Raw genomic sequence first — 18,225 nt, 5'->3', positions numbered from 1 at the left:
GACTACTCCTGTCTCTCGTTTCCATAGATTTGATGAATTACAGAATTCTATGCATACTTTCATTTTTGTTTAGTAATCCGTATACTGATTTGAGAACAATCACTGGGGAAGAGGGCCACAAAAAATGGATATACGAAAATTACATTACTTTATTGCTGTAGCAGAAGAGCTTCACTTCCATCGTGCAGCGGAGAAATTAAATATGACACAGCCTCCATTAAGTCAGCAGATTCAAGCTCTGGAACAAGAACTTGGCGTAAAACTATTTGAACGGAACAAACGTCAAGTTCGGATCACGCCAGCGGGTTCCATTTTTTTAGAGGAAGCCAAAATGATCTTATCTCAACTGGAGCGATCTATTAAAACTGTACAGCTGGCAAGTCAAGGCATCATTGGACATTTAAACATTGCTTTTATCGGGTCCGCAGAGGGTGGAATTATGGTCGATGTTCTGAAAATATTCCGGGAACGTTTCCCGCAAATTCAGCTGAATCTACGGGAGATGACCTCTGCCCAGCAATGGCAGGCCTTGCATGACGGTACCCTTCATATTGGATTCCTGCGCTTCATTGAGCCGGCAAAGGATATTAATCATTATAGCTTAAACAACGAAACCCTTGTTGCCGTATTACCTGATCAACATCCGTTGGCTAAGCTGCCGACATTGTCTGTCTCATCTTTGCATTCAGAACCATTCATCTTTTTCCCGCGTCATCTCGGACTTCCTTTTCATGATCTTATCATGGGCTTCTGCGCAGAGCATGGCGTTTATCCCAATGTTGTACAGGAAGCGATCCAGATGTATACCATTGTAAACCTTGTGGCTGCGAACCTGGGGGTTTCCATTGTCCCTTCTTCGGTTTCCGTGTTCCAACGCAGCGGTGTCGTGTTTCGTCCCTTTGAAGAAACCGCGCCGCCCGTCCCCTTCTATGCCGCTTGGAGAACGGATACGAATCAGGCAATCATTTCTGCGTTTGTGGAGATTTTAAAAGAAAAGAATCCCTCGTAAAATGTTAGCAAATAAGCTGTATTCAACCGGTTTTTTCAGGATCACGCTCAACTAGTCCCTCTAATATCTTATCGATCTGACTCATCAATTCAGGTTCTAGACATATCCCTGCAGCCTTGACATTTTCTTTTACTTGCTCTGGTTTGGATGCCCCTATGATTGCAGCCGACACCTGTGGATTCTGCAGCACCCATGCTAAGGCCAACTGCGGCAGCGTCAACCCTGCTTCACGTGCAAGTGAGGTAAGTCTGGATACAGCCACCAGAACCTCGGTGCGCAGCCACTGACCAGCTAATCGCTCAAAAAATGGAGAGCCCGCTGAAGTCGAAGCACGGGACCCCTGCGGCATCGGTTCATTCGGCAGATATTTCCCTGAAAGAATTCCTTGGGCAAGCGGGGACCAGACCACCTGTCCGATTCCTTCCCGCTCGCAGGCTTGTACAACCTCCGCTTCGATCACTCGCCATAACATCGAATATTGTGGCTGACTAGCCACCAGGGGAACTCTCAACTCCCGGGCCAAAACCGCCGCTTGTCCAATCTGTTCAGCCGTCCACTCGCTGATCCCGACATACAGAACTTTCCCTTGGCGCACCAGATCCGAGAATGCCAGAAAGGTCTCTTCCAGCGATACCTTCTTATCAAATCTATGGGCATAATAGATATCTATATAATCTGTCTGCAACCTATTCAACGAAGAGTTGCAGGCTTCCATAATATGTTTCCGCGAAAGCCCTCTGTCGTTAGGCCCTGTTCCTGTAGGCTGATAGACCTTGGTACACAACTCGATACTTTCTCGCCGCACTCCTTTTAAGACTTGTCCCAGCACCGTCTCCGCTTTCGTGTCCGAATACACATCCGCTGTGTCAAATGTAGTAACTCCCGCATCCAGTGCAGCATGGACACAAGCTTTGGCCGTATCATTATCCACTTGAGCACCATGGGTAATCCAGTTTCCAAAAGCAATCTCACTGAGCGATAAGCCGCTTGCACCCAATTTCCGATAGTTCATCCTTTTTACCTCCTTTAGATAACAATTTAATAGTAACAAACCACTATTAATAGGTGAAATATTCTTTTATAAGCATTTTGATTCGAAAAAAGTATTACAGAGCGATTAACTGCGTTCTGCCGTAACACCGGTTTCAAAGCACATCCTTTCCACAGCATGTTTGAAGGCATGACGGCCGGAGCGCGCAGTCAATGCCGGAAGAATGAGCAAATGCGTTATCCCCTGTAATTGCTTTGTTTACCTGAACGTCCAATCCATATTGACTGAGGATCATAATTCCGCTTTTTAAAAATACATAAATAATCATCCAAGCGCGTTTATCTCTCCTTAATGAATGTAATGAATCCAAATATTTATTAATGGGCATTCGCCGTGAACAATATAGGTTTAAGTCCATAGACTGTTGTTGAGATATATTTATCTGAGGAGGGTGTTCATGGAAACAAGTTATCAACAAATCAGCTGGAACTGCATGAATAAATACGTTGGTATTACAACAACCGACGGTCAGGCTCATGATGGGTTTATTGCTCATGTGGATCAGGACTATGTTACTCTTGCTATTCCGACGAACGAAATGGTTCATGGTATGCCAGCGCAAAATTCTAGCTATAGACAGTTTGGGTACTATCCGGGTTTCTACCCAAGACGCCGCTTTATCCGGAGACGGTTACCTTTTGGTGCAATTGCTGCTTTGTACTTACTTCCATTTTTTATTTGATGAGAGAACATAAGAGATTATGAACGATCCATTACCAAGGCGTTAATAGATGGATATAAAGAGGAGAATGAATTCTCTTCTGAGATGCTTATGAACTTTCTAAAGAGCTTAGCGAGGAACAAGTCTGAATCTTGGTCACTACTTAGGACTCCGTATGATAAGAACACTTCCGAATTAGTTGCGAAACTGCATCTATTTAGCCGTTTTTTCCTGTGTTGGAAGAAATAAGTGCGAAACCGCACCTAATTTAAGATTTTGAGCGTAATAAGCTTGCTTTACTCGAATTTAGTTGCAGATATGCACTTATTATCCTGATAATGGACGTTTCGGCTGAAATTAGTTGCAGTTTCGCATCTAATTGTTTGGTGAGGTTTGTGTTACTTGTCGCTGGACCTAAGTAGTAACGAATCTTGACTTATATAGGAATTGGATAGAGTACAGCCACTCTTGTACTAACAGTGAATAAGGGTCAGAATTGATGAAGAGGCATAAATTCCGTCCGGGACTGTCGCCTAACCGTCCCCCACTGAATACATCTGAAGTATAAGATGATTCAGGAGAGGATGTTGGCCGTGCAAGCTGTTCCTTATGATCACAGTCAAGGATGGATTGCCTACACGTCGGACCGCGGCGGAATGTTCGACATTTGGCTGTACCGACCGCAGGACGGTCTTAATTTTCAACTTACGAAGGGGCTTGGTGCGGAATTTTCCGTTCCCTATTGGTCTCCGGACAGCAGGAGAATCGCTTTCATCGGCATTGGCAACGTGGTCCACCTGCTGAATACTGTCACACTCGCTGTAGCCAGGATCGACCAAATCGAACCCTACACGCTGCTAGACTGGTCCCCGGACAACCGTTCTCTCGTGTATGTCAAAAACGCGCAAATCGTCGTCTATGATACTTGCTCACATAGCAGCTATGCCATCCCTGAGCCGGGTGCCAGCGATGTCCAGTGGTTCCCTTCGGGTACGGAGCTTCTATTTGCGGCTCCGGATTCCACCGGCGTCACTCAGCTCTACCGCATCCGGGCCGATCGCACAGATCGGAGACAAATCACGCAAAATACGGACGGACCGCTCCATGACGTTCGGATTTCCCCGGACGGAACCTTCGCACTTTATACGTTCCCCGGTGCAAGCATCTCCATCATTTCGACGGTTGATTTGGCCACTGGTACCATCAATACGCTAGAAGGTGGACCGCTCGCCAAAAACTATTTCCCGGCATGGTCCCCTGACTCCCGGAGCATCGCCTACAGCGCAACCGCCTATAAGGAGCCGATTTATTATTCTCTCATCCAAATCGACAGCCGTACCGGTCAGAATCAAAGGACGTTGGCGGCTTCCGACTGTTTCGCCACTCCCGTCGGCTGGTCGTCGGACGGTGAAAAAATCGCGTATTTATCGGGATGCGCAGGTGTAGAAAGCGCAAGTCAGCTCTGGATTGTCGATATCAGGGAGCAGATACCGGTGAACGTCCTCAGCGGCGGCCGGATTACCGCCTTGCAGTGGTCTCCTCGCGTCAGCAGGGTTCCGGAAAACATCTTCACAAGCTTCGTGTACCGGGTATCCTTTTCGTACCCCGCAAACTGGCACCGGGTCAGCGAAGAGAGGTACGAAGGGTTCGGCGGTTTTTTCCAGGTATCCGCGATTTCAGCGAGCGACCGGATTGCCGATGTATGCAACTCCGAAGCTTTTCATCCATTGATGCCTTACGGCTCTTCTCCTAGGATTGTCATTATGACGATACAAAATCGAGAGGCATGTTTCATTTTCCCGTCGGCCGACCAACCAGCGGAGATGAATAAGCAAGCTGCCCTTATCGTGAGATACCCCCGCCCTGTCCAAATTGGGGAAACGTTCTACAATTATTTTATCCTGTGGGCCGACGTCAACCACATCCGTCAAATTGGCGGGCGGCTGTCGTTCATTTAGCCAACGGAGCCAGAAGTTAAAGTTGGAGAAGTTGTTGAGCTAACAGGTAACCATGACCCCTACCCTGTCAAAGTGAATTACTGATCTTTGATAATCCGTGTATATCTTAAAAACCCTTAATTAATGGATCGAAAATAGGAAATAAAAACAGAATAAATTCTCTTTTTCAAAAGGTTTTTTACCTTTATCATTTTACTAAAGTTAAAAGTGTGGTCAAACTACATATTATATCTTTTATTCACTATCATCATGAATATTATGAGGTAATTACTGATAAAGTTCTTAGAGGAGATAACATCATTGAAACCAATAATACAACTACTGCATTTTGGCTATCATCAGGCGATGAGTTGCATATTTCCTATTGCGATCTTTGGGACTTTAGCTCTTTCTAGCGTAATAGAGGTGCCTTTTGTTTACCGTTATGATGCCATTCTTTCTATACTGCTTACAGTGCAGTACCTCATGTACCGCAGTGGATTAGAGACACGCGATGAAATTAAAGTCATCTGTATATTTCACTGTATTGGTTTGTTGCTGGAAATATATAAGGTAAGGATGGGTTCATGGTCATATCCTGAGCCCGGGCTTACGAAGTTACTCGGTGTACCGCTCTATAGCGGATTTATGTATGCAAGTGTCGCAAGCTTTATGTGTCAGGTATGGCGTAGACTGAAGATGGACATGACCGGCTGGCCGGGGCTTACTTCTGCGGGATTACTAGGAGGAGCCATCTATCTGAACTTTTTCACACATCATTTCATTCCCGATTTTCGATGGTGGCTGACGGCGCTTGTGCTCATTGTCTTTTGGAGAACATGGATCATATACCGGGTACGGACCATTACTTATCGAATGCCCTTGACACTGGCTTTTTTCATAGTAGGTTTTTTCATCTGGTTAGCCGAAAATATAGCTACATTTTTTAATGCTTGGAAATATCCTGACCAATACCAAGCCTGGCAACTGGTTAGTTTCAATAAGATCAGTTCGTGGTTCCTTCTGGTAATCATTAGCGTCATTATTGTTGCCCAGCTTAAACATGTTAAAGCTAGCCGGAAAACGAAAGATTTATGGTCCAGCTAAGATTAAGCTAACTAGTTAATAGGAGAAGAAAGGTGAATGATTATGATCATTCAATTTTTAGATTTGCGCTGCCACCCCTCGATGATAACGGCGCTCTCAGGTGGTTTACCGGGCTACCACTGATATAGTTATCCTCTGCCAGCAATTGTGGGCATATGTATGTATAACCCGACCAAATGCTGTTTTGGTCTATTTGTGCTTTCTGGAAGTAAAAAACGCTATTGTAGGATTAACGTTTGAATTACGCAACAAATATGGATAATGATATAATGGGAAGAGAACGGAATTGGTAAAGATGGAACTGCTTGACCCACGTAATGATTTTCTATTCAAACGTATATTTGGCAGTGAAGAGAATCGGGATGTTCTGCTAGTCTTTCTTAACCGTACATTTGCTGAAGCCGGGAAACCACCGCTGAGCGAGTTATTCTGCTAAACCCATACACCGATAAAGACTCTCCTCGCGATAAACAGTCTATACTGGATATACGAGCCCGAACTACAGAGGGTGAAATCATCAATGTTGAAATGCAGCTGTTCAATAAATACGATACTGAGAAACGAACGTTGTTCTACTGGAGCAAGCAATACTCAGGGCAATTACAGGAAGGTCAGTCCTACAGCAAGCTTAAAAGATGCGTAACCATTAACATTTTGAACTATACTTTTCTGCCCAATGACTTGTATCATAGTGTGTTTCATCTACGGGAAGACCGAACGGCAATACCGCTAATCGATGATATTGAAGTTCACTTTCTGGAACTGCCGAAGCTGGATGGGCAGGCTGTTTCTGTTGAGGAAGGCGGACTTGTGAACTGGCTGTTGTTCCTGAAAGGCGCGGATCAATCCAAATGGGAGGTGCTGGCGATGAACGAACCTGTGTTAAAGAAAGCTATGGATACATTGGAATTCTTGAGCCAGGACCTGGAGGCGCGGAGACTGTATGAGTCACGGCAAAAGTATTTGCATGATGAAGCCTCGATGATTGAAGGCGCACGGAAAGAAGGACAAACTGATATGGCAAGGAAACTCCTTGCTCTAGGTGTTGAAATTTCTATCATTGCTGAAGCTTCTGGCCTCAGCGAAGAAGAGATTAAGACATTAAAGCCGTTGCAGTAAAAAACACAGAAGAGCCGACCCATTGCGGTCAGCTCTTCTTATTTTTAAATTAGTATTTTTTTGACCAGTACACTCCACCAATAGACGATTTTCTACATTCCAACTTATCTCTAAACAAAAGAAAAAGCCTTATAGAATAAGGCTTCCTCGATATAGGACGGATGGGGTTCGAACCCATGACCCCTACCCTGTCAAAGTGAATTACTGGCCTTTGACAATCCGTGTATATCTTAAAAACCCTTAATTAATAAGGGTTTTTATTTTTGAAACCTAGCCACTACTCGTACATAAAAGGATATCCGAGTTGGTCGCGTCCCCAATCCGTCCCCACTTCGTCCCCCGATTAAACATTCGAATAATTGAAGCTATCTTAATGGTTGAAGTTCCAAGTGGTGTGTTTTATTAGGAGTGACAACCATGACCTTTGCTGGTAGCGATGCATTCATAACTTTCAGTGTCGATCTCACTTTGATTTCCAAGTATTTTTCTTTTATCGCCTTATCATATGTAATCTCATGTGATAACAATTCTTCTACCCCCTTCTTGGTTTGCTTCCTGAATTTACTTACTAGATCACAACATGGTATAATTCGCTCGAAAACACCTTCTTGTTTTAAAGATTGGAGGCATTGCTTAAGTTGGCACTTCGTCACGGGAAGTGCCTGTTGCGCGATCTCAGAATGTCCAGAGGTATGAAACAAGAGGACCTTTCGGACGGATTAAATGCTTTAGGACTCATCGTATCTACTAAAACGATTTCGAAGTATGAGAATGATCATCAGATAATACCACCTCTGACTATGCGAGGTATTTGTTTGGTGCTCAACTGCTTGGAATCCGAAGTGTACGAGTGGCCTAAATAACGCAACAGGACGGAGTAGATTTTCTGCTCCCCGATGACACAAACCAGAAATAAGAGTACACTCGAAAATTTGTCAATGATATTTCAACCGCTGGATTTACTTTAATTAAATACTATGTGCTACTATATGTAAATTTCATTTCACAGCAGTGAATTTTATTGATTCGACACCATTCTTCGACAACTTCTCTCATCACAAATGTGCTATAATATTTGGAACTAAAAAAAGCTACCAATTAGGTAGCTTCAGGTGAATGATACGTCAATCTGCTTGTCGATGATTAAAGATGTGACTTCCTTGTATCCACTTTTGGACATTGTGCAGTAATTCGATGTTTTACTTTTATTGATTTCAAAGTAAGCTACTTTCAGAAATTCATTCATTTCAGTGATGTTTTCTATATTTACCGAAGTGCTTCGATCAGCAATATAAAAATTATAGCCACTTCCATTTAACGCTTGAGTCCAATATTTCAACGTCCCCTCACTGTAGTAAACTTCGTTGTCTACAGTGTTAAACATTACTTTCCCCAGGCGACTATCGCATTCTAAAAATGCCACTCTGTTCACGTCAATATGGGTTAGGCCGGTGAAGCCCTCCATATCTTTCGCCACGCTTATCATCATTTAGGCCATCTCCATTACTATTTAAGTAATTCTTCTGGAGTTTCTCCTGAATAAATAAACACAATGCTTGCTGTGTTTACGATCCCAAGTGCAATTACCGACAGAAACGACGCTGCGCCGAAAGCAGCACTACGATTAACCTTCTTCACAAGGTTCAACATTCTATTTCACCTCCCTTCGCGAAATAAGGGTTACAGACTGAACGAAAAAGCTAATAGACAACACTGGCGATTGAATAATTAAACTCAGTAAAACTAAGAACGCTGAAATATACTTCAATTTAGGATAATGCCTTTTCGGTATGCGACTTTGTTTTTCGATCCGAGAAGGTGCGAACATCATTACTAAGAGAAGGCTTATCAAATTAATTACTACTACGTAAATTTGACTTACTTCAAAGAACGATAATATTGTAAAAAGAGAGGTTGTGATTATTACACAAGCTTCACCGCTCTTAAGATGCTTACCACCCGACACTTGTCTTAAAAGAGCGAATCCAAACATAATTATCAGGACTTCTTTTGTTTTTCCTGTCCACAGTGATATGAGATATGTAAAAAGAATAATAGAAGTGACATTTATAATCATGGCCAGAGAATATTTCAATACAGCAATGGACGCAGGATGATCTGGGGCCTGTTTTTTAATTGCCGTTGCAGTTTTGTTGGCTAAAAACTCTATCACTTGCCTTTCTCCTTCCAAATTGCATAGTAAAGTAGAAAGACTATGGTTGAAGTGAAAAACAGTATCAGCAAAAACAACTGGTTATAATAGAAGATGATCGATATGAGAATCAAGAAAACAATTATTAGCACAATAATAAAGACATCTTCGAATTTAAACCTCAATCTCTCGAAGTCGAACTTGAAGCCCCACCCAATCTTGTAAAGCCAAATCGATAATAGAATTGTTATTGTGCCCGTTGCGAATTGCAAAAGGTAACCATTCGAAGCGCTTGATTGTGCTGCACTGATAGAACCGAACAGAAGGACTGTAAAAGCAATTTGCAAAAATGCATAAACAGCATATCCGAGAATTGTGGAAATCAACGACCATATTAACGGTATCTTCACGACCACAGCGAATAAAAAGGTGAATATCATTACAGTAATAAGTGGAACAAGATAAGACATTGAAAATTCTGTTCTGAGGATATAACTCTGAAGGTTAATGAGCAAACTAACAAATAGAGCTTCCCAAATATATTGTTTAGATTTGAATCTAAACAGAGTCATTACAACACAATAGACAGCAATTGTTTCAATAGTTGAAAAAAACATAAAACCTACCGGCTCCCACGACAATACACAACACCGCCTGACATAATTTTCTTACAACAGATTAATTATATATCCGCTCCAGGTATAGCGTATACTACTTATTTACTACGAAATAGGTCTATCAGGCGGTGTTTTTTCAGTACCCCTTAACCAACTTCCCGGACCGGCGCAGCCAATCCATTTTAACCAGGATATCCACTTCCCACGATACATCTTGTGTGGATCTGGCCTGCACAAGTTGATTGTTGAGGGTGTTGTAGTCCCAGCAGTATTTCGAGTTTTCGTAGAGGCAATGTTGCAGATCCATTGCTAAGTCATCGTCTAAGGGTCCCTTCAAATGCTCTTGAAAGATTTCGGCCAACCTTTGGTGTACCGGAAGCATATTAATCCACTCCTATCATGTGAGAGCGCGTGCTGCTCTCTTATGGCGGATTCCGCGACCATCCCGGATTTATATGTCCGGTAGGTTTCGACCAGCCCCGCAGCCGGTCCAAGGCGCTTATGCACTCATCAGGCGGATTTATCGTTCCTTTATTTTTGCCAAAGCCGATTGAGCATCGGCCAAGAATAATCTGCAGGTATCCGCTATCGGCTTGTCATGCCACCTCTCTATATCGCCCTCCAGCAACTTGATATAGGACTTTAGCGTCTCTTCAAGCGCGTATTCTTCCATTCCAGTAAACTCCACGTTCATCCTCCTTTAGAGGGGCCTTAGCCCCTGATGTTATTCGGTAATGAGAGTGACGCTGTATGCAACAGCATCTCCGTCATTGTCAACAAACTCCACCTTAGTGGAATCTGTGTCGATGGTTTCCCCGCCATTCCAGAAAGCATCAGTTAAGTAGTTCACTTTGGCGAACTCTTCTATCGCACCCTCCATTGACTCTGCGAATGCCGTACCAGCAAACAAATTATTTTCAAAATACGTGAATCTATATCTTCTCATGGATCAGTCCCCAAGGTTTAAGCCCTCCGGCTGTAGTGTAGTGGGGCCGTAGCCCCTGATAGTTATACCTCGCCTCCATTGCTAAAAAACCATTGGCGGATTTCAAATAGTTTTTCGCTTGCCATCTGTTCGCCCCCATAGCAATTCAGCTATTTCAACCTTTTTCTTCAACTCGTTTACATCCTTTTTGGCGTAAGTGAGCGAATAAGAATGAGTTCTTTCTATCGTGCCGTTCTTCAACCCCTCGTGATAGCCTATCGCCTTTTCAAGTCGCCCATTGAAGTATTCAAGGCTTTCCGGCATGGCAAGCGTTGTTTCATCAGCTTTGTTTTCCCAATATTCCGCTTTCCGCTCCGCTTCTTTTGCTTTTTCGGCATACTCCATGCTTTTTTCCATACGATTCCAATTGCGTTCTATCAAAGCCCTATGTCTTTTTTCACTGTGGTGTCCCACTTTTATAGGTTCACCGAGTGATAAAAACTCCCGCCCTTCGTTTGATGCGTTAAGGCGTTCTTCGCTTTTTGCCATGTGGTTTATGGCACTGTTATTGTATCGTCCTGCTTTTCTCTGTGCGTATGTCTGCTCTTCAAGCCTTACGATTGAGTAATAAAACAAACCATTCTTTTGGGCAACCAAATTGTGGACTTCGCACTCAACCGATTTTCCATACTTCGTTTCAAGTTCAATAATTTCGCCTTTTTCGTATTCTTCCTCGCACTCAGCTACCCACACATTGGGGAAAAATTTCTTAAATTTGTTCATGTCCCTTTTCCCTCCCGCGTATGCCCGCCGGCATGTCGTTGTTCTTCTTGAATCTAATTTAACATGCTTTTAAATGCTTGTAAATAGATAATTACGCATATTGCTAAATATTTTTAAATGCTGTAAAATTCAATAGGACAAGGAGTGTGATTTTATGGCTGGTCGTCCAAAAAAGGATGAATCCGAAAAGAAAATACGCGAGGCTATCTATTTTGAACCCGAGTTATTAGAATGGCTGCGCGAAGAAGCCGACCGCGAGAAATGCACGGTCAGCGTCATCGTAAATAGAATAACCGCAGAAAAGCGTAAAACCCCGCCAGTATAATCACTGACGGGGTTTACTTTTTTATATGATCCCTTAATACTGCGCCGACCTCGGCTGTATACCGGGTAAGTCTTAAGCTGATCTCAGTCCTCATGACATCTCGGGTCAAGCCAAACCGCTCCTGGTACCCCCGGCAAAATACCTTATGATATATAACAAAATCGGTCTGCTCATCAGGGATAAAACGGATGTTACGCTGCTTCAGCTCTTTCTGGAGTTGGTAGGTATCCTGCATAACTCTCCGCTGGATCGCCTCTCCGACCATCTGATAAGCCCGCTTTAATATGCTGCTGGAGTGATCCAGCTCCCGCAGGCTCTTGGCGACCATTGTATCTATATGAGGTAACAAGATCAGATCCCGGATCATGCTCCGCTCTTCGGCGGTGAGCATCTTGTTACTGCTCGCTGCCGTCCTCTCCGCTTGCTCATACTGCTCCACATGATCGGTCAACAGCATTTTGGTCTTCCACCGCTCGTTGCCATCTAGCTTACTCATAATACATCCCCTTAATGATACAACCAGTAGTCAGCATTACCGCCACGCCTGCCGCCCTGTGCGCCATCCTGTGGCCCTGAATCTAATTGTACGTTGCGCTCCCACATCTCAAGGACTACGGCTGTCTCAATGGGTTTGCCTGCCTCCCACTCTATATAATGTTCTGAAGCCAATACTTTAAATCCCCTGATGATCTCCGCAGGTCGCCGCCCGCTTAATCGCCCCAGCTCCTGGATCGTAGGTATCCTCTTAAAATGATACTTAAACTGCACAATGATCCGCAGTAGCTTGCGCGGGGTGTCGTCAAGCATGCTGCCGCTCCGGTACCGGACGCCACGACAGAATATTGGCAGCCAAGAACACACGGGGCTGGCCCGTACTCAGACAGGTGGCACGAATCCGGCCGTCCCGAATCCCGCGCACCTCAATAGTCCGCTGCGTAATCTTGCCCGCTTTATCCAGGTATATCATTTCTATGGTTTGGCCGATGCTCATTTTCATGGCTAATCGCCTCCGTTAAAACAAGAACACTTGTTTGCATTATAACCAAACGAACGTTCTATAATCAATCATGAGTATATTCCTAAGTTCCCATAATTATGTATATTGATTGATAACGATCTAATAATCCCAAATATAAGAATTAATGTTTAGACAGAATACGCTTTATCATTTACTCTTACCTCATCTTATTACAAAGGTGGAATATTCTGGTGTCAAAAAAAATCAAATTAATCCTTTCATCATTAGCCCTTGTATTGTTTGTCGTTTTAATCTCTTCTTTTGTACCTACCACTTCAACATACGCTTACCAGGAGGACTGTTAAACAGCAAAGCAGGATTTAAAAGCGATACTTTGTGGTCTTCAGCCGCAACTATCACTAGCTTAACTGATAATAATGTTGATACAAACGAAAAAACAATTACTAATAGATGGTACTGGTTCGACCTAGGATCTAGTAAAAATATTTCCAACTACAAACTTTTGGGTGGTACTGTTACAATCGCATTCTTTGATACGAATAAAAACCAAATTGGTTCACCGATTGAGAATCAATACAATACAGGAGAGCAAGTTGCAATATCTTATCTGGATGTAAGGTATGTAGCACTTCGTGCCATTAATACTGGAAACACAATTAAGGAGTTTGATATTTTTGAACAAATTTCCACTCCAGAACCAACAGTCACTCCTTCACCGACGCCGGACCCTGCTCCTACTCCTGCTCCTACTCCAGAAATACCTTCCGGCGATCGTGCAATCTTAACTGTCACAATGACAACTGGCTCCGAAAAAGAATTCGATTTACCACTGTCTGAGGTTAATGTGTTCCTTCAATGGTATGATTCGGCCACCGGATCAGCTCGATATGGAATTGACAAGCATGATAATAACAAAGGACCATTTAGCAAGCGAACTGAATACGTAATACATGATAAGATCCTAACCTTTGAAGTAAGTGAGTACACAACAACCGAATAATCCTTACCATCACTTACCTCCTCTGTCCTCTGTAGCATAGCGCTATAATTGGACGCAGGAGGTTTTTTTATGTTTGTATCACCTATGTTATTACAGACCGCTGCTGGCCCTTTTAGCCACAGCGATTATATATTCGAGCCTAAGATTGACGGTCACCGGCTGATTTACTCCCACCAGGACAGCAAGGTTCGCCTTTACACCCGCCACAATAACGAGTGCACCCTGCAGTACCCGGAACTGCAGCTTCCCTTTGCCGACGACATTATCCTGGACGGCGAAGTCGCCTGTGTTGACCCGGCCACCGGTGTATCAGATTTTGAATCTGTAATGAGCCGGTTCCAGACGCGCCGGGCGGATAAGGTTCGGCAGCTCACAGCCTCCTTGCCAGCCTATTACGCTATATTCGATATATTGATGTATAAAGGCCAGGACATGCGCGGGTTGCCACTACTGCACCGCAAGGAGATCCTAGCAGGCTTGTCGCTGCCATCCGGTAGTTTTGGAGTGGTTCCGCATGTTGACGGCGCTGGCGAGGCGCTATTTAAACAAATCGAGGATCGTGGAATGGAGGGTGTTGTCGGCAAACGTAAGAACAGCATTTATGAAACTGGCCGCCGCTCCGTTGCCTGGCAGAAGGTAATTAACTGGACCTACGCCGAAGTGTTTATCACCGGTTACCGCAAGCAGGAATTCGGATGGCTCGCTGCGGTCTCGTCCGGTCCATCCGGCAGGCTGCGCCCGGCTGGGATAATTGAGCTCGGCGCGTCACCGCTCCACAAGCAGGCGTTTAGAGGTGTGGTCCAGCAGCTTGTAAAAGGCGAGGATACGGAGTTTGTACATCTGGAGCCCAGGCTGCGGGCCAAAGTGCGAATGAGGAACTGGACCAAGTCCGGCATGCTGCGGAGTCCGGTGTTCACAGAATTTATCATTTAAACATCTTCTTTCTTGCAGGTAATTCTATTTTAAAATGGAATTATTTATGTGGGGGAGGTGTTGATTTTGGAAAAAAAAGAAGTGCAGTGTAGTTCATGTGGTAAGCGAGTAGAATATCTTGTTGATTCCGGCATTTGCCAAGAATGTTTCGACGAACAAGAGGATTAAGCTATAACCCGTCAGGCTAAGCCAGACGGGTTATTTTATGTATGCTCTAAATTCAAACCGTTCCCGGACAAAATGGGCACCAGCTATCTGGATGGAGTCTGGAGTATATCCCTCCACGATCCCGCCGTAACCCATCAGGTGACCTTCAGGGTCCGGTTCTTCCCGGTACCATACTGACACCTTAGATTGTGTCAGCGCCGCCGTCAGGAAGTCTGTATCACTCTCTAGGACTTTGTATGTGGTGCTCAAACATCCCCCTCCAAACTTTGGCGAATCTTTATGATCGATTATATTTGATTTGGAACATTATGTATATGAACTCTATATCACTGGTAAGGAAAATTTGCCTGAACGCAAATAAATACCCCACTTATACACATGGGGTATTTAAATCAAATAGCTATTCTATTGTGCTGCACTCCAGTGTCCTCAGGACGCATTAAATGGACTGTTAATTTTGCTATAAAGAGATAATACCCGTACTTGTTAAGTGAAGCCGATTTCCTTAATCGTTCCGATTGCAATGATGATTCAATGAGTTTTCTGGGATATGAATTTATAATGCTAAAATCAACCGCGTAATCTATTAATCCAGGATCAGGAATGTAAAGGAGCCTATAATTGAGGTTATTTTGTACTTTTTCTCTGTTAACATCCAAATCAGCAAGAGGAAGCAGCGGTGCAAAGAGCAATTGCTCATCTCTTTCTGCGGAACAAGTATTCGAAAGAAGTATTCCTCTAGCTTGCACATTTCTTTCATTCCCATGCTCATCAAATTTAATAAATGTAAACTTTTCGATGATATCTCCTTGGGCGAGATGAGGTAGCGGTTGGGACAATAAATAATCTTGTATTTTTCCAGATTGTTCAAATTGACGAATAGATTCTTTAACGTTGTCCTTAGCATAAGGTGAGATGGAGGGAAATAACTCATGAACGAAATCTACGAAATCATTTATCATAGGTCAAAGAAATTCCTTCCCGTAGGCTTGAAAATTTTGTTCAATGATTCTTCATATCTCAATGCCTCTTCCTCTGTAAATTCTTGAATTCCAGGGAATAACTCTTCCGCTTCTGCTAACCAATTTCTCTTTGGTTGTTCATAAGGAGCACTGGACGACTTTGACGTATTCTTAGTTAAAGATATTCTTTCGGTAGTATAAGGGTGATGTAACCCTATTTCAGCTCTTGGAGCGCTCTCGGAATATTTTTGATCGCGGCCCATATTGACTCCCTCCCCCTTTGCTTGCCGTAGCACCGTGCTCGGGCTAAATCTGTCTCTCAAATCATATTCAATTTTTCTTTGAGGTGTCGAATCAATCCGAGCCGTCAAAGTTGTAATTGGTGCTCCAAATGCTAAAGTGCCAATAAGACCCGCTTTAGCGAGAGTAAAATAAGGGTTTTTCCTATGATTTGTTTGAGGAGTATTTACTGTAGTTAGGCTACTCATATCCACCGAACCTCCGTTCCAGTTCTCCCTCGATTGATTTTTTGAACCATCGATCTATTACTTGATGTGCTCCCTCGATCCAAACTTCAAATTCTTGAGCGTTAGTCGGGAAGGAATTTACGCTTGCTCTAAACATTAATTCCCAAATAATTGATTCTTGATCTTCGTGAAGTCCTCTATTAATAGTTACATATAGTTGCCCTACAGGCTCAATAGAGTTCAATACAGTTAAGAAATTAAAGACACGAGGAGAATTGGTTACTCCCGCATGATCAATAACTTCTTGATCAAATCCCACATTTACCTTTAAATTCGTTGCAAGAAAATCCAATAAGTTACCTTCTTCAAAGTTGAAAGGTACACTATTTATATACCTGAGTACAATATCGGTAAATTTGACCTTTTCTTTCTTCGGATGAATCTCATAAAGTGTCTTAGCCAAATTGATGGCTCTTTCTTTGTAATCTAACCAATCGTAACTCTTGGTATCGTTTAATGTTAGGATGCCAGGGCCGAATTGAACCATTGGCCATCCGCTTTCTTCTTGCGTAAAACGATGTTGGACTAAATTAGCGGCGTATTCTTCTGGGACACCAGCTTGGGGTAATTCGGAGTATTCAGGATATCCATTCGAGATAAGGTGATCATACATCTTTAAGAGAAATATTTTGTGATAGTCATCTGCTTTGAATGGTTCGTTAGCATTTGGACCTAAATCAAAGCTTTCAGGCACATGCTCTTTTGTGGTCCATCTTAGTTCGAGAATCGTCTCCAAAAGTGGGCTGTGTTTAAGTTTTTTCATAAATCCTCCGTTAAATCGCATTATACATACTAATATGTCCTTGTGAGTACATTCTAAACTCACTTTAGATAACTCACAAGCGGAGATTTATAAGGTTAGGATGGAGGTTTTTTAACTGGAATTATCTCATTATCCTAAAACCTAATGCTCCTTACCTAATATTACCACATTTTAGCTTGAACTCCTTCCGACCATATGTTCTATTTAAAAATAATTATAGGATAAATATAATCGCGCATTGACAGTATTGGGGCGGCTTTCAAGCTATTTTATGTCTGATTATCAGAAAAAAGCCCACCAGCCTAAGCCAGTGGGCAAATTATCAAGGGATGGGATCTTTGATAACGTTATGTATCAATTCATAAGGACAGCAGCATTATTGTCCATCAGGAATATACTCTTAGCTTCTCCCTGTTCATTAATATTAATAGATATATGATAAAAACTTTTTCTTTCTTCGGGGTTAACCTCCGTAGTGGTGAGATATTTTTTGTTTATCGAATCATAGACATAGTCTAAATTATTTCCTTGCACCTCTATGGCCTTATCCTTCCCGTATATTCCTTTCAATTCTTCTTTATTCATATTGATTTCTGCACCTTGTAAAGTCTTATAGACCCCTTTAGATTCTTCACCCAATGAAAGAAGCGCCACCGAATTGTCCCTGTATAAGACTTTCACTCCATTCTCGTAGCTCAAGTAATTCTTATCTCCGCTTGCTTCCCCCAACACTTTCTCTGCTGCTGCGCGACTCATACCATATTGCACAATTTGTTTTTCATCATCAACTTTTACAATTGCAAGGTCATCTGTGGATAATCCACTGTTCGACGCCCCGCAGGCAGTGAGCAATACGAGCATCAACAATAAAACAGCACATCGACGCATTTCTTTCCCCCCAATAATTTTCCTAAAGTTTACCACGAGAGAGTAAAATAAAGAAGCCCACCAGTTAGAGACAGTGGGCATAATCGCAAGCGTTTGGGAATTTACTTTGTATCCTTAAACCCTTTGCCCGCTTCCGGGTTACTCACGATACCCAGGACAACCAATATACCCAGTACCGCATTAACAGCAGCCGTCACCTCATCGTATTTCTCCGGCGCCAGCTCCAACCCGAAGATCGCCCCAATCGTCTGTACCCCCAGCAGCACGGCAGCTGTGAGTGATACCCACAGGCCGTAGTTACGCCATTTGTTTTGCATGG

25 protein-coding genes and 1 pseudogene are annotated in these 18,225 nt (G+C 43.2%); 9 read left to right on the top strand and 17 right to left on the bottom strand.

What is annotated here, in order from left to right; translation table 11 throughout:
* Positions 1–124: 124 nt before the first annotated feature.
* Positions 125–1,009, top strand: a complete 885-nt coding sequence (locus B9T62_RS09300; RefSeq protein ID WP_087915000.1) for a LysR substrate-binding domain-containing protein — start codon at positions 125–127, stop codon at positions 1,007–1,009.
* A gap of 22 nt (positions 1,010–1,031) precedes the next feature.
* On the opposite strand, the gene B9T62_RS09295 is transcribed toward B9T62_RS09300, so the two are convergent.
* Positions 1,032–2,021 (bottom strand): aldo/keto reductase family protein, encoded by a 990-nt coding sequence (locus B9T62_RS09295; protein WP_087914999.1) that lies wholly within the window; start codon positions 2,019–2,021, stop codon positions 1,032–1,034.
* 436 nt (positions 2,022–2,457) lie between these two features.
* Here B9T62_RS09295 and B9T62_RS09290 point away from each other — a divergent pair, with 436 nt between their 5' ends.
* The 5 genes and pseudogenes from B9T62_RS09290 (at position 2,458) to B9T62_RS41730 (ending at position 7,747) form a co-directional block, all read left to right on the top strand.
* Positions 2,458–2,742: a phosphatidylinositol kinase gene (locus B9T62_RS09290; protein WP_087914998.1), complete on the top strand. Its 285-nt coding sequence runs from the start codon at positions 2,458–2,460 to the stop codon at positions 2,740–2,742.
* A 563-nt stretch (positions 2,743–3,305) separates the two neighbouring features.
* Complete coding sequence (locus B9T62_RS09285) at positions 3,306–4,679, top strand: TolB family protein (protein ID WP_087914997.1); 1,374 nt, start codon at positions 3,306–3,308, stop codon at positions 4,677–4,679.
* A 300-nt stretch (positions 4,680–4,979) separates the two neighbouring features.
* Positions 4,980–5,765, top strand: a complete 786-nt coding sequence (locus B9T62_RS09280) for a DUF817 domain-containing protein (RefSeq protein ID WP_087914996.1) — start codon at positions 4,980–4,982, stop codon at positions 5,763–5,765.
* Between the two features lie 295 nt (positions 5,766–6,060).
* Positions 6,061–6,884 (top strand): annotated as a pseudogene (locus B9T62_RS09275) (Rpn family recombination-promoting nuclease/putative transposase).
* Positions 6,885–7,504: 620 nt separating this feature from the next.
* Positions 7,505–7,747: a helix-turn-helix domain-containing protein gene (locus B9T62_RS41730; protein WP_425436643.1), complete on the top strand. Its 243-nt coding sequence runs from the start codon at positions 7,505–7,507 to the stop codon at positions 7,745–7,747.
* A gap of 245 nt (positions 7,748–7,992) precedes the next feature.
* On the opposite strand, the gene B9T62_RS09265 is transcribed toward B9T62_RS41730, so the two are convergent.
* The 7 genes from B9T62_RS09265 to B9T62_RS09235 all read right to left on the bottom strand — a co-directional run bounded on the left by B9T62_RS09265 (position 7,993) and on the right by B9T62_RS09235 (position 11,361).
* Positions 7,993–8,373, bottom strand: a complete 381-nt coding sequence (locus B9T62_RS09265) for a LytTR family transcriptional regulator DNA-binding domain-containing protein (RefSeq protein WP_087914994.1) — start codon at positions 8,371–8,373, stop codon at positions 7,993–7,995.
* Between the two features lie 17 nt (positions 8,374–8,390).
* On the bottom strand, positions 8,391–8,534 hold the full coding sequence (locus B9T62_RS09260) for a cyclic lactone autoinducer peptide (RefSeq protein WP_087914993.1): 144 nt from the start codon (positions 8,532–8,534) through the stop codon (positions 8,391–8,393).
* Between the two features lies 1 nt (position 8,535).
* Complete coding sequence (locus B9T62_RS09255; RefSeq protein WP_087914992.1) at positions 8,536–9,057, bottom strand: accessory gene regulator ArgB-like protein; 522 nt, start codon at positions 9,055–9,057, stop codon at positions 8,536–8,538.
* Positions 9,058–9,789: 732 nt separating this feature from the next.
* Positions 9,790–10,035 carry a DUF7667 family protein gene (locus B9T62_RS41725; protein ID WP_087914990.1) on the bottom strand — a complete coding sequence of 82 codons (246 nt, stop codon included), beginning with the start codon at positions 10,033–10,035 and terminating at the stop codon, positions 9,790–9,792.
* Between the two features lie 138 nt (positions 10,036–10,173).
* Positions 10,174–10,341, bottom strand: a complete 168-nt coding sequence (locus tag B9T62_RS38905) for a hypothetical protein (RefSeq protein ID WP_169834357.1) — start codon at positions 10,339–10,341, stop codon at positions 10,174–10,176.
* Between the two features lie 36 nt (positions 10,342–10,377).
* Positions 10,378–10,599 (bottom strand): hypothetical protein, encoded by a 222-nt coding sequence (locus B9T62_RS09240; protein ID WP_087914989.1) that lies wholly within the window; start codon positions 10,597–10,599, stop codon positions 10,378–10,380.
* Between the two features lie 102 nt (positions 10,600–10,701).
* Positions 10,702–11,361, bottom strand: coding sequence for a DUF3560 domain-containing protein (locus tag B9T62_RS09235; RefSeq protein ID WP_087914988.1), 660 nt, complete (start codon positions 11,359–11,361; stop codon positions 10,702–10,704).
* A gap of 154 nt (positions 11,362–11,515) precedes the next feature.
* On the opposite strand from B9T62_RS09235, the gene B9T62_RS38900 reads away from it, so the two are divergent.
* Complete coding sequence (locus tag B9T62_RS38900) at positions 11,516–11,686, top strand: hypothetical protein (protein WP_157685539.1); 171 nt, start codon at positions 11,516–11,518, stop codon at positions 11,684–11,686.
* A gap of 13 nt (positions 11,687–11,699) precedes the next feature.
* Here B9T62_RS38900 and B9T62_RS09230 read toward each other — a convergent pair whose 3' ends face one another.
* The 3 genes from B9T62_RS09230 to B9T62_RS09220 are packed head-to-tail and all read right to left on the bottom strand — an operon-like array spanning position 11,700 to position 12,683.
* Complete coding sequence (locus B9T62_RS09230) at positions 11,700–12,182, bottom strand: YhjD family protein (protein WP_087914987.1); 483 nt, start codon at positions 12,180–12,182, stop codon at positions 11,700–11,702.
* Positions 12,183–12,193: 11 nt separating this feature from the next.
* The gene (locus B9T62_RS09225) at positions 12,194–12,493 is read right to left on the bottom strand and encodes a LexA family transcriptional regulator (RefSeq protein ID WP_087914986.1); all 300 of its coding nucleotides are present in this window, start codon (positions 12,491–12,493) and stop codon (positions 12,194–12,196) included.
* Positions 12,486–12,683: a hypothetical protein gene (locus B9T62_RS09220; RefSeq protein WP_087914985.1), complete on the bottom strand. Its 198-nt coding sequence runs from the start codon at positions 12,681–12,683 to the stop codon at positions 12,486–12,488. The genes B9T62_RS09225 and B9T62_RS09220 overlap by 8 nt, the downstream gene beginning before the upstream one ends.
* Before the next feature lie 145 nt (positions 12,684–12,828).
* Here B9T62_RS09220 and B9T62_RS40195 point away from each other — a divergent pair, with 145 nt between their 5' ends.
* Complete coding sequence (locus tag B9T62_RS40195; protein WP_211296434.1) at positions 12,829–13,665, top strand: hypothetical protein; 837 nt, start codon at positions 12,829–12,831, stop codon at positions 13,663–13,665.
* A gap of 69 nt (positions 13,666–13,734) precedes the next feature.
* Positions 13,735–14,598, top strand: a complete 864-nt coding sequence (locus tag B9T62_RS09210; protein WP_087914984.1) for an ATP-dependent DNA ligase — start codon at positions 13,735–13,737, stop codon at positions 14,596–14,598.
* Positions 14,599–14,796: 198 nt separating this feature from the next.
* Here the strand turns inward: B9T62_RS09210 and B9T62_RS09205 are convergent, their stop codons facing one another.
* The 6 genes from B9T62_RS09205 to B9T62_RS09180 all read right to left on the bottom strand — a co-directional run bounded on the left by B9T62_RS09205 (position 14,797) and on the right by B9T62_RS09180 (position 18,223).
* The gene (locus B9T62_RS09205; protein ID WP_087914983.1) at positions 14,797–15,015 is read right to left on the bottom strand and encodes a hypothetical protein; all 219 of its coding nucleotides are present in this window, start codon (positions 15,013–15,015) and stop codon (positions 14,797–14,799) included.
* 143 nt (positions 15,016–15,158) lie between these two features.
* A complete protein-coding gene (locus B9T62_RS09200) occupies positions 15,159–15,728 on the bottom strand; it encodes a hypothetical protein (RefSeq protein WP_087914982.1) in 570 nt (189 codons plus the stop codon).
* A complete protein-coding gene (locus B9T62_RS09195; RefSeq protein WP_087914981.1) occupies positions 15,725–16,216 on the bottom strand; it encodes a hypothetical protein in 492 nt (163 codons plus the stop codon). Before B9T62_RS09195 ends, B9T62_RS09200 begins: the two co-directional genes overlap by 4 nt.
* Positions 16,209–17,018 carry a TIGR04255 family protein gene (locus B9T62_RS09190; protein ID WP_157685537.1) on the bottom strand — a complete coding sequence of 270 codons (810 nt, stop codon included), beginning with the start codon at positions 17,016–17,018 and terminating at the stop codon, positions 16,209–16,211. Before B9T62_RS09190 ends, B9T62_RS09195 begins: the two co-directional genes overlap by 8 nt.
* Positions 17,019–17,372: 354 nt before the next feature.
* Complete coding sequence (locus tag B9T62_RS09185) at positions 17,373–17,906, bottom strand: hypothetical protein (protein ID WP_087914979.1); 534 nt, start codon at positions 17,904–17,906, stop codon at positions 17,373–17,375.
* 101 nt (positions 17,907–18,007) lie between these two features.
* A complete protein-coding gene (locus B9T62_RS09180; RefSeq protein WP_087914978.1) occupies positions 18,008–18,223 on the bottom strand; it encodes a phage holin in 216 nt (71 codons plus the stop codon).
* Positions 18,224–18,225: the final 2 nt, after the last annotated feature.

The organism is Paenibacillus donghaensis, from assembly GCF_002192415.1.
Taxonomy (GTDB): Bacteria; Bacillota; Bacilli; order Paenibacillales; family Paenibacillaceae; genus Paenibacillus_AQ; species Paenibacillus_AQ donghaensis.
The sequence above is the reverse complement of the archived record's forward strand: the minus strand, read 5'-3'. Positions and strand labels throughout refer to the sequence as shown.

What these genes read in the sequence shown, in the direction of transcription:
- B9T62_RS09300 (WP_087915000.1), top strand. Translation starts at nt 125, where the DNA reads ATGGATATACGAAAATTACATTACTTTATTGCTGTAGCAGAAGAGCTT.
- B9T62_RS09295 (WP_087914999.1), bottom strand. Translation starts at nt 2,021, where the DNA reads ATGAACTATCGGAAATTGGGTGCAAGCGGCTTATCGCTCAGTGAGATT.
- B9T62_RS09290 (WP_087914998.1), top strand. Translation starts at nt 2,458, where the DNA reads ATGGAAACAAGTTATCAACAAATCAGCTGGAACTGCATGAATAAATAC.
- B9T62_RS09285 (WP_087914997.1), top strand. Translation starts at nt 3,306, where the DNA reads ATGTTGGCCGTGCAAGCTGTTCCTTATGATCACAGTCAAGGATGGATT.
- B9T62_RS09265 (WP_087914994.1), bottom strand. Translation starts at nt 8,373, where the DNA reads ATGATGATAAGCGTGGCGAAAGATATGGAGGGCTTCACCGGCCTAACC.
- B9T62_RS09260 (WP_087914993.1), bottom strand. Translation starts at nt 8,534, where the DNA reads ATGTTGAACCTTGTGAAGAAGGTTAATCGTAGTGCTGCTTTCGGCGCA.
- B9T62_RS41725 (WP_087914990.1), bottom strand. Translation starts at nt 10,035, where the DNA reads ATGCTTCCGGTACACCAAAGGTTGGCCGAAATCTTTCAAGAGCATTTG.
- B9T62_RS09240 (WP_087914989.1), bottom strand. Translation starts at nt 10,599, where the DNA reads ATGAGAAGATATAGATTCACGTATTTTGAAAATAATTTGTTTGCTGGT.
- B9T62_RS09235 (WP_087914988.1), bottom strand. Translation starts at nt 11,361, where the DNA reads ATGAACAAATTTAAGAAATTTTTCCCCAATGTGTGGGTAGCTGAGTGC.
- B9T62_RS38900 (WP_157685539.1), top strand. Translation starts at nt 11,516, where the DNA reads ATGGCTGGTCGTCCAAAAAAGGATGAATCCGAAAAGAAAATACGCGAG.
- B9T62_RS09230 (WP_087914987.1), bottom strand. Translation starts at nt 12,182, where the DNA reads ATGAGTAAGCTAGATGGCAACGAGCGGTGGAAGACCAAAATGCTGTTG.
- B9T62_RS09225 (WP_087914986.1), bottom strand. Translation starts at nt 12,493, where the DNA reads ATGCTTGACGACACCCCGCGCAAGCTACTGCGGATCATTGTGCAGTTT.
- B9T62_RS09220 (WP_087914985.1), bottom strand. Translation starts at nt 12,683, where the DNA reads ATGAAAATGAGCATCGGCCAAACCATAGAAATGATATACCTGGATAAA.
- B9T62_RS40195 (WP_211296434.1), top strand. Translation starts at nt 12,829, where the DNA reads ATGTTTAGACAGAATACGCTTTATCATTTACTCTTACCTCATCTTATT.
- B9T62_RS09210 (WP_087914984.1), top strand. Translation starts at nt 13,735, where the DNA reads ATGTTTGTATCACCTATGTTATTACAGACCGCTGCTGGCCCTTTTAGC.
- B9T62_RS09200 (WP_087914982.1), bottom strand. Translation starts at nt 15,728, where the DNA reads ATGATAAATGATTTCGTAGATTTCGTTCATGAGTTATTTCCCTCCATC.
- B9T62_RS09195 (WP_087914981.1), bottom strand. Translation starts at nt 16,216, where the DNA reads ATGAGTAGCCTAACTACAGTAAATACTCCTCAAACAAATCATAGGAAA.
- B9T62_RS09190 (WP_157685537.1), bottom strand. Translation starts at nt 17,018, where the DNA reads ATGAAAAAACTTAAACACAGCCCACTTTTGGAGACGATTCTCGAACTA.
- B9T62_RS09185 (WP_087914979.1), bottom strand. Translation starts at nt 17,906, where the DNA reads ATGCGTCGATGTGCTGTTTTATTGTTGATGCTCGTATTGCTCACTGCC.
- B9T62_RS09180 (WP_087914978.1), bottom strand. Translation starts at nt 18,223, where the DNA reads ATGCAAAACAAATGGCGTAACTACGGCCTGTGGGTATCACTCACAGCT.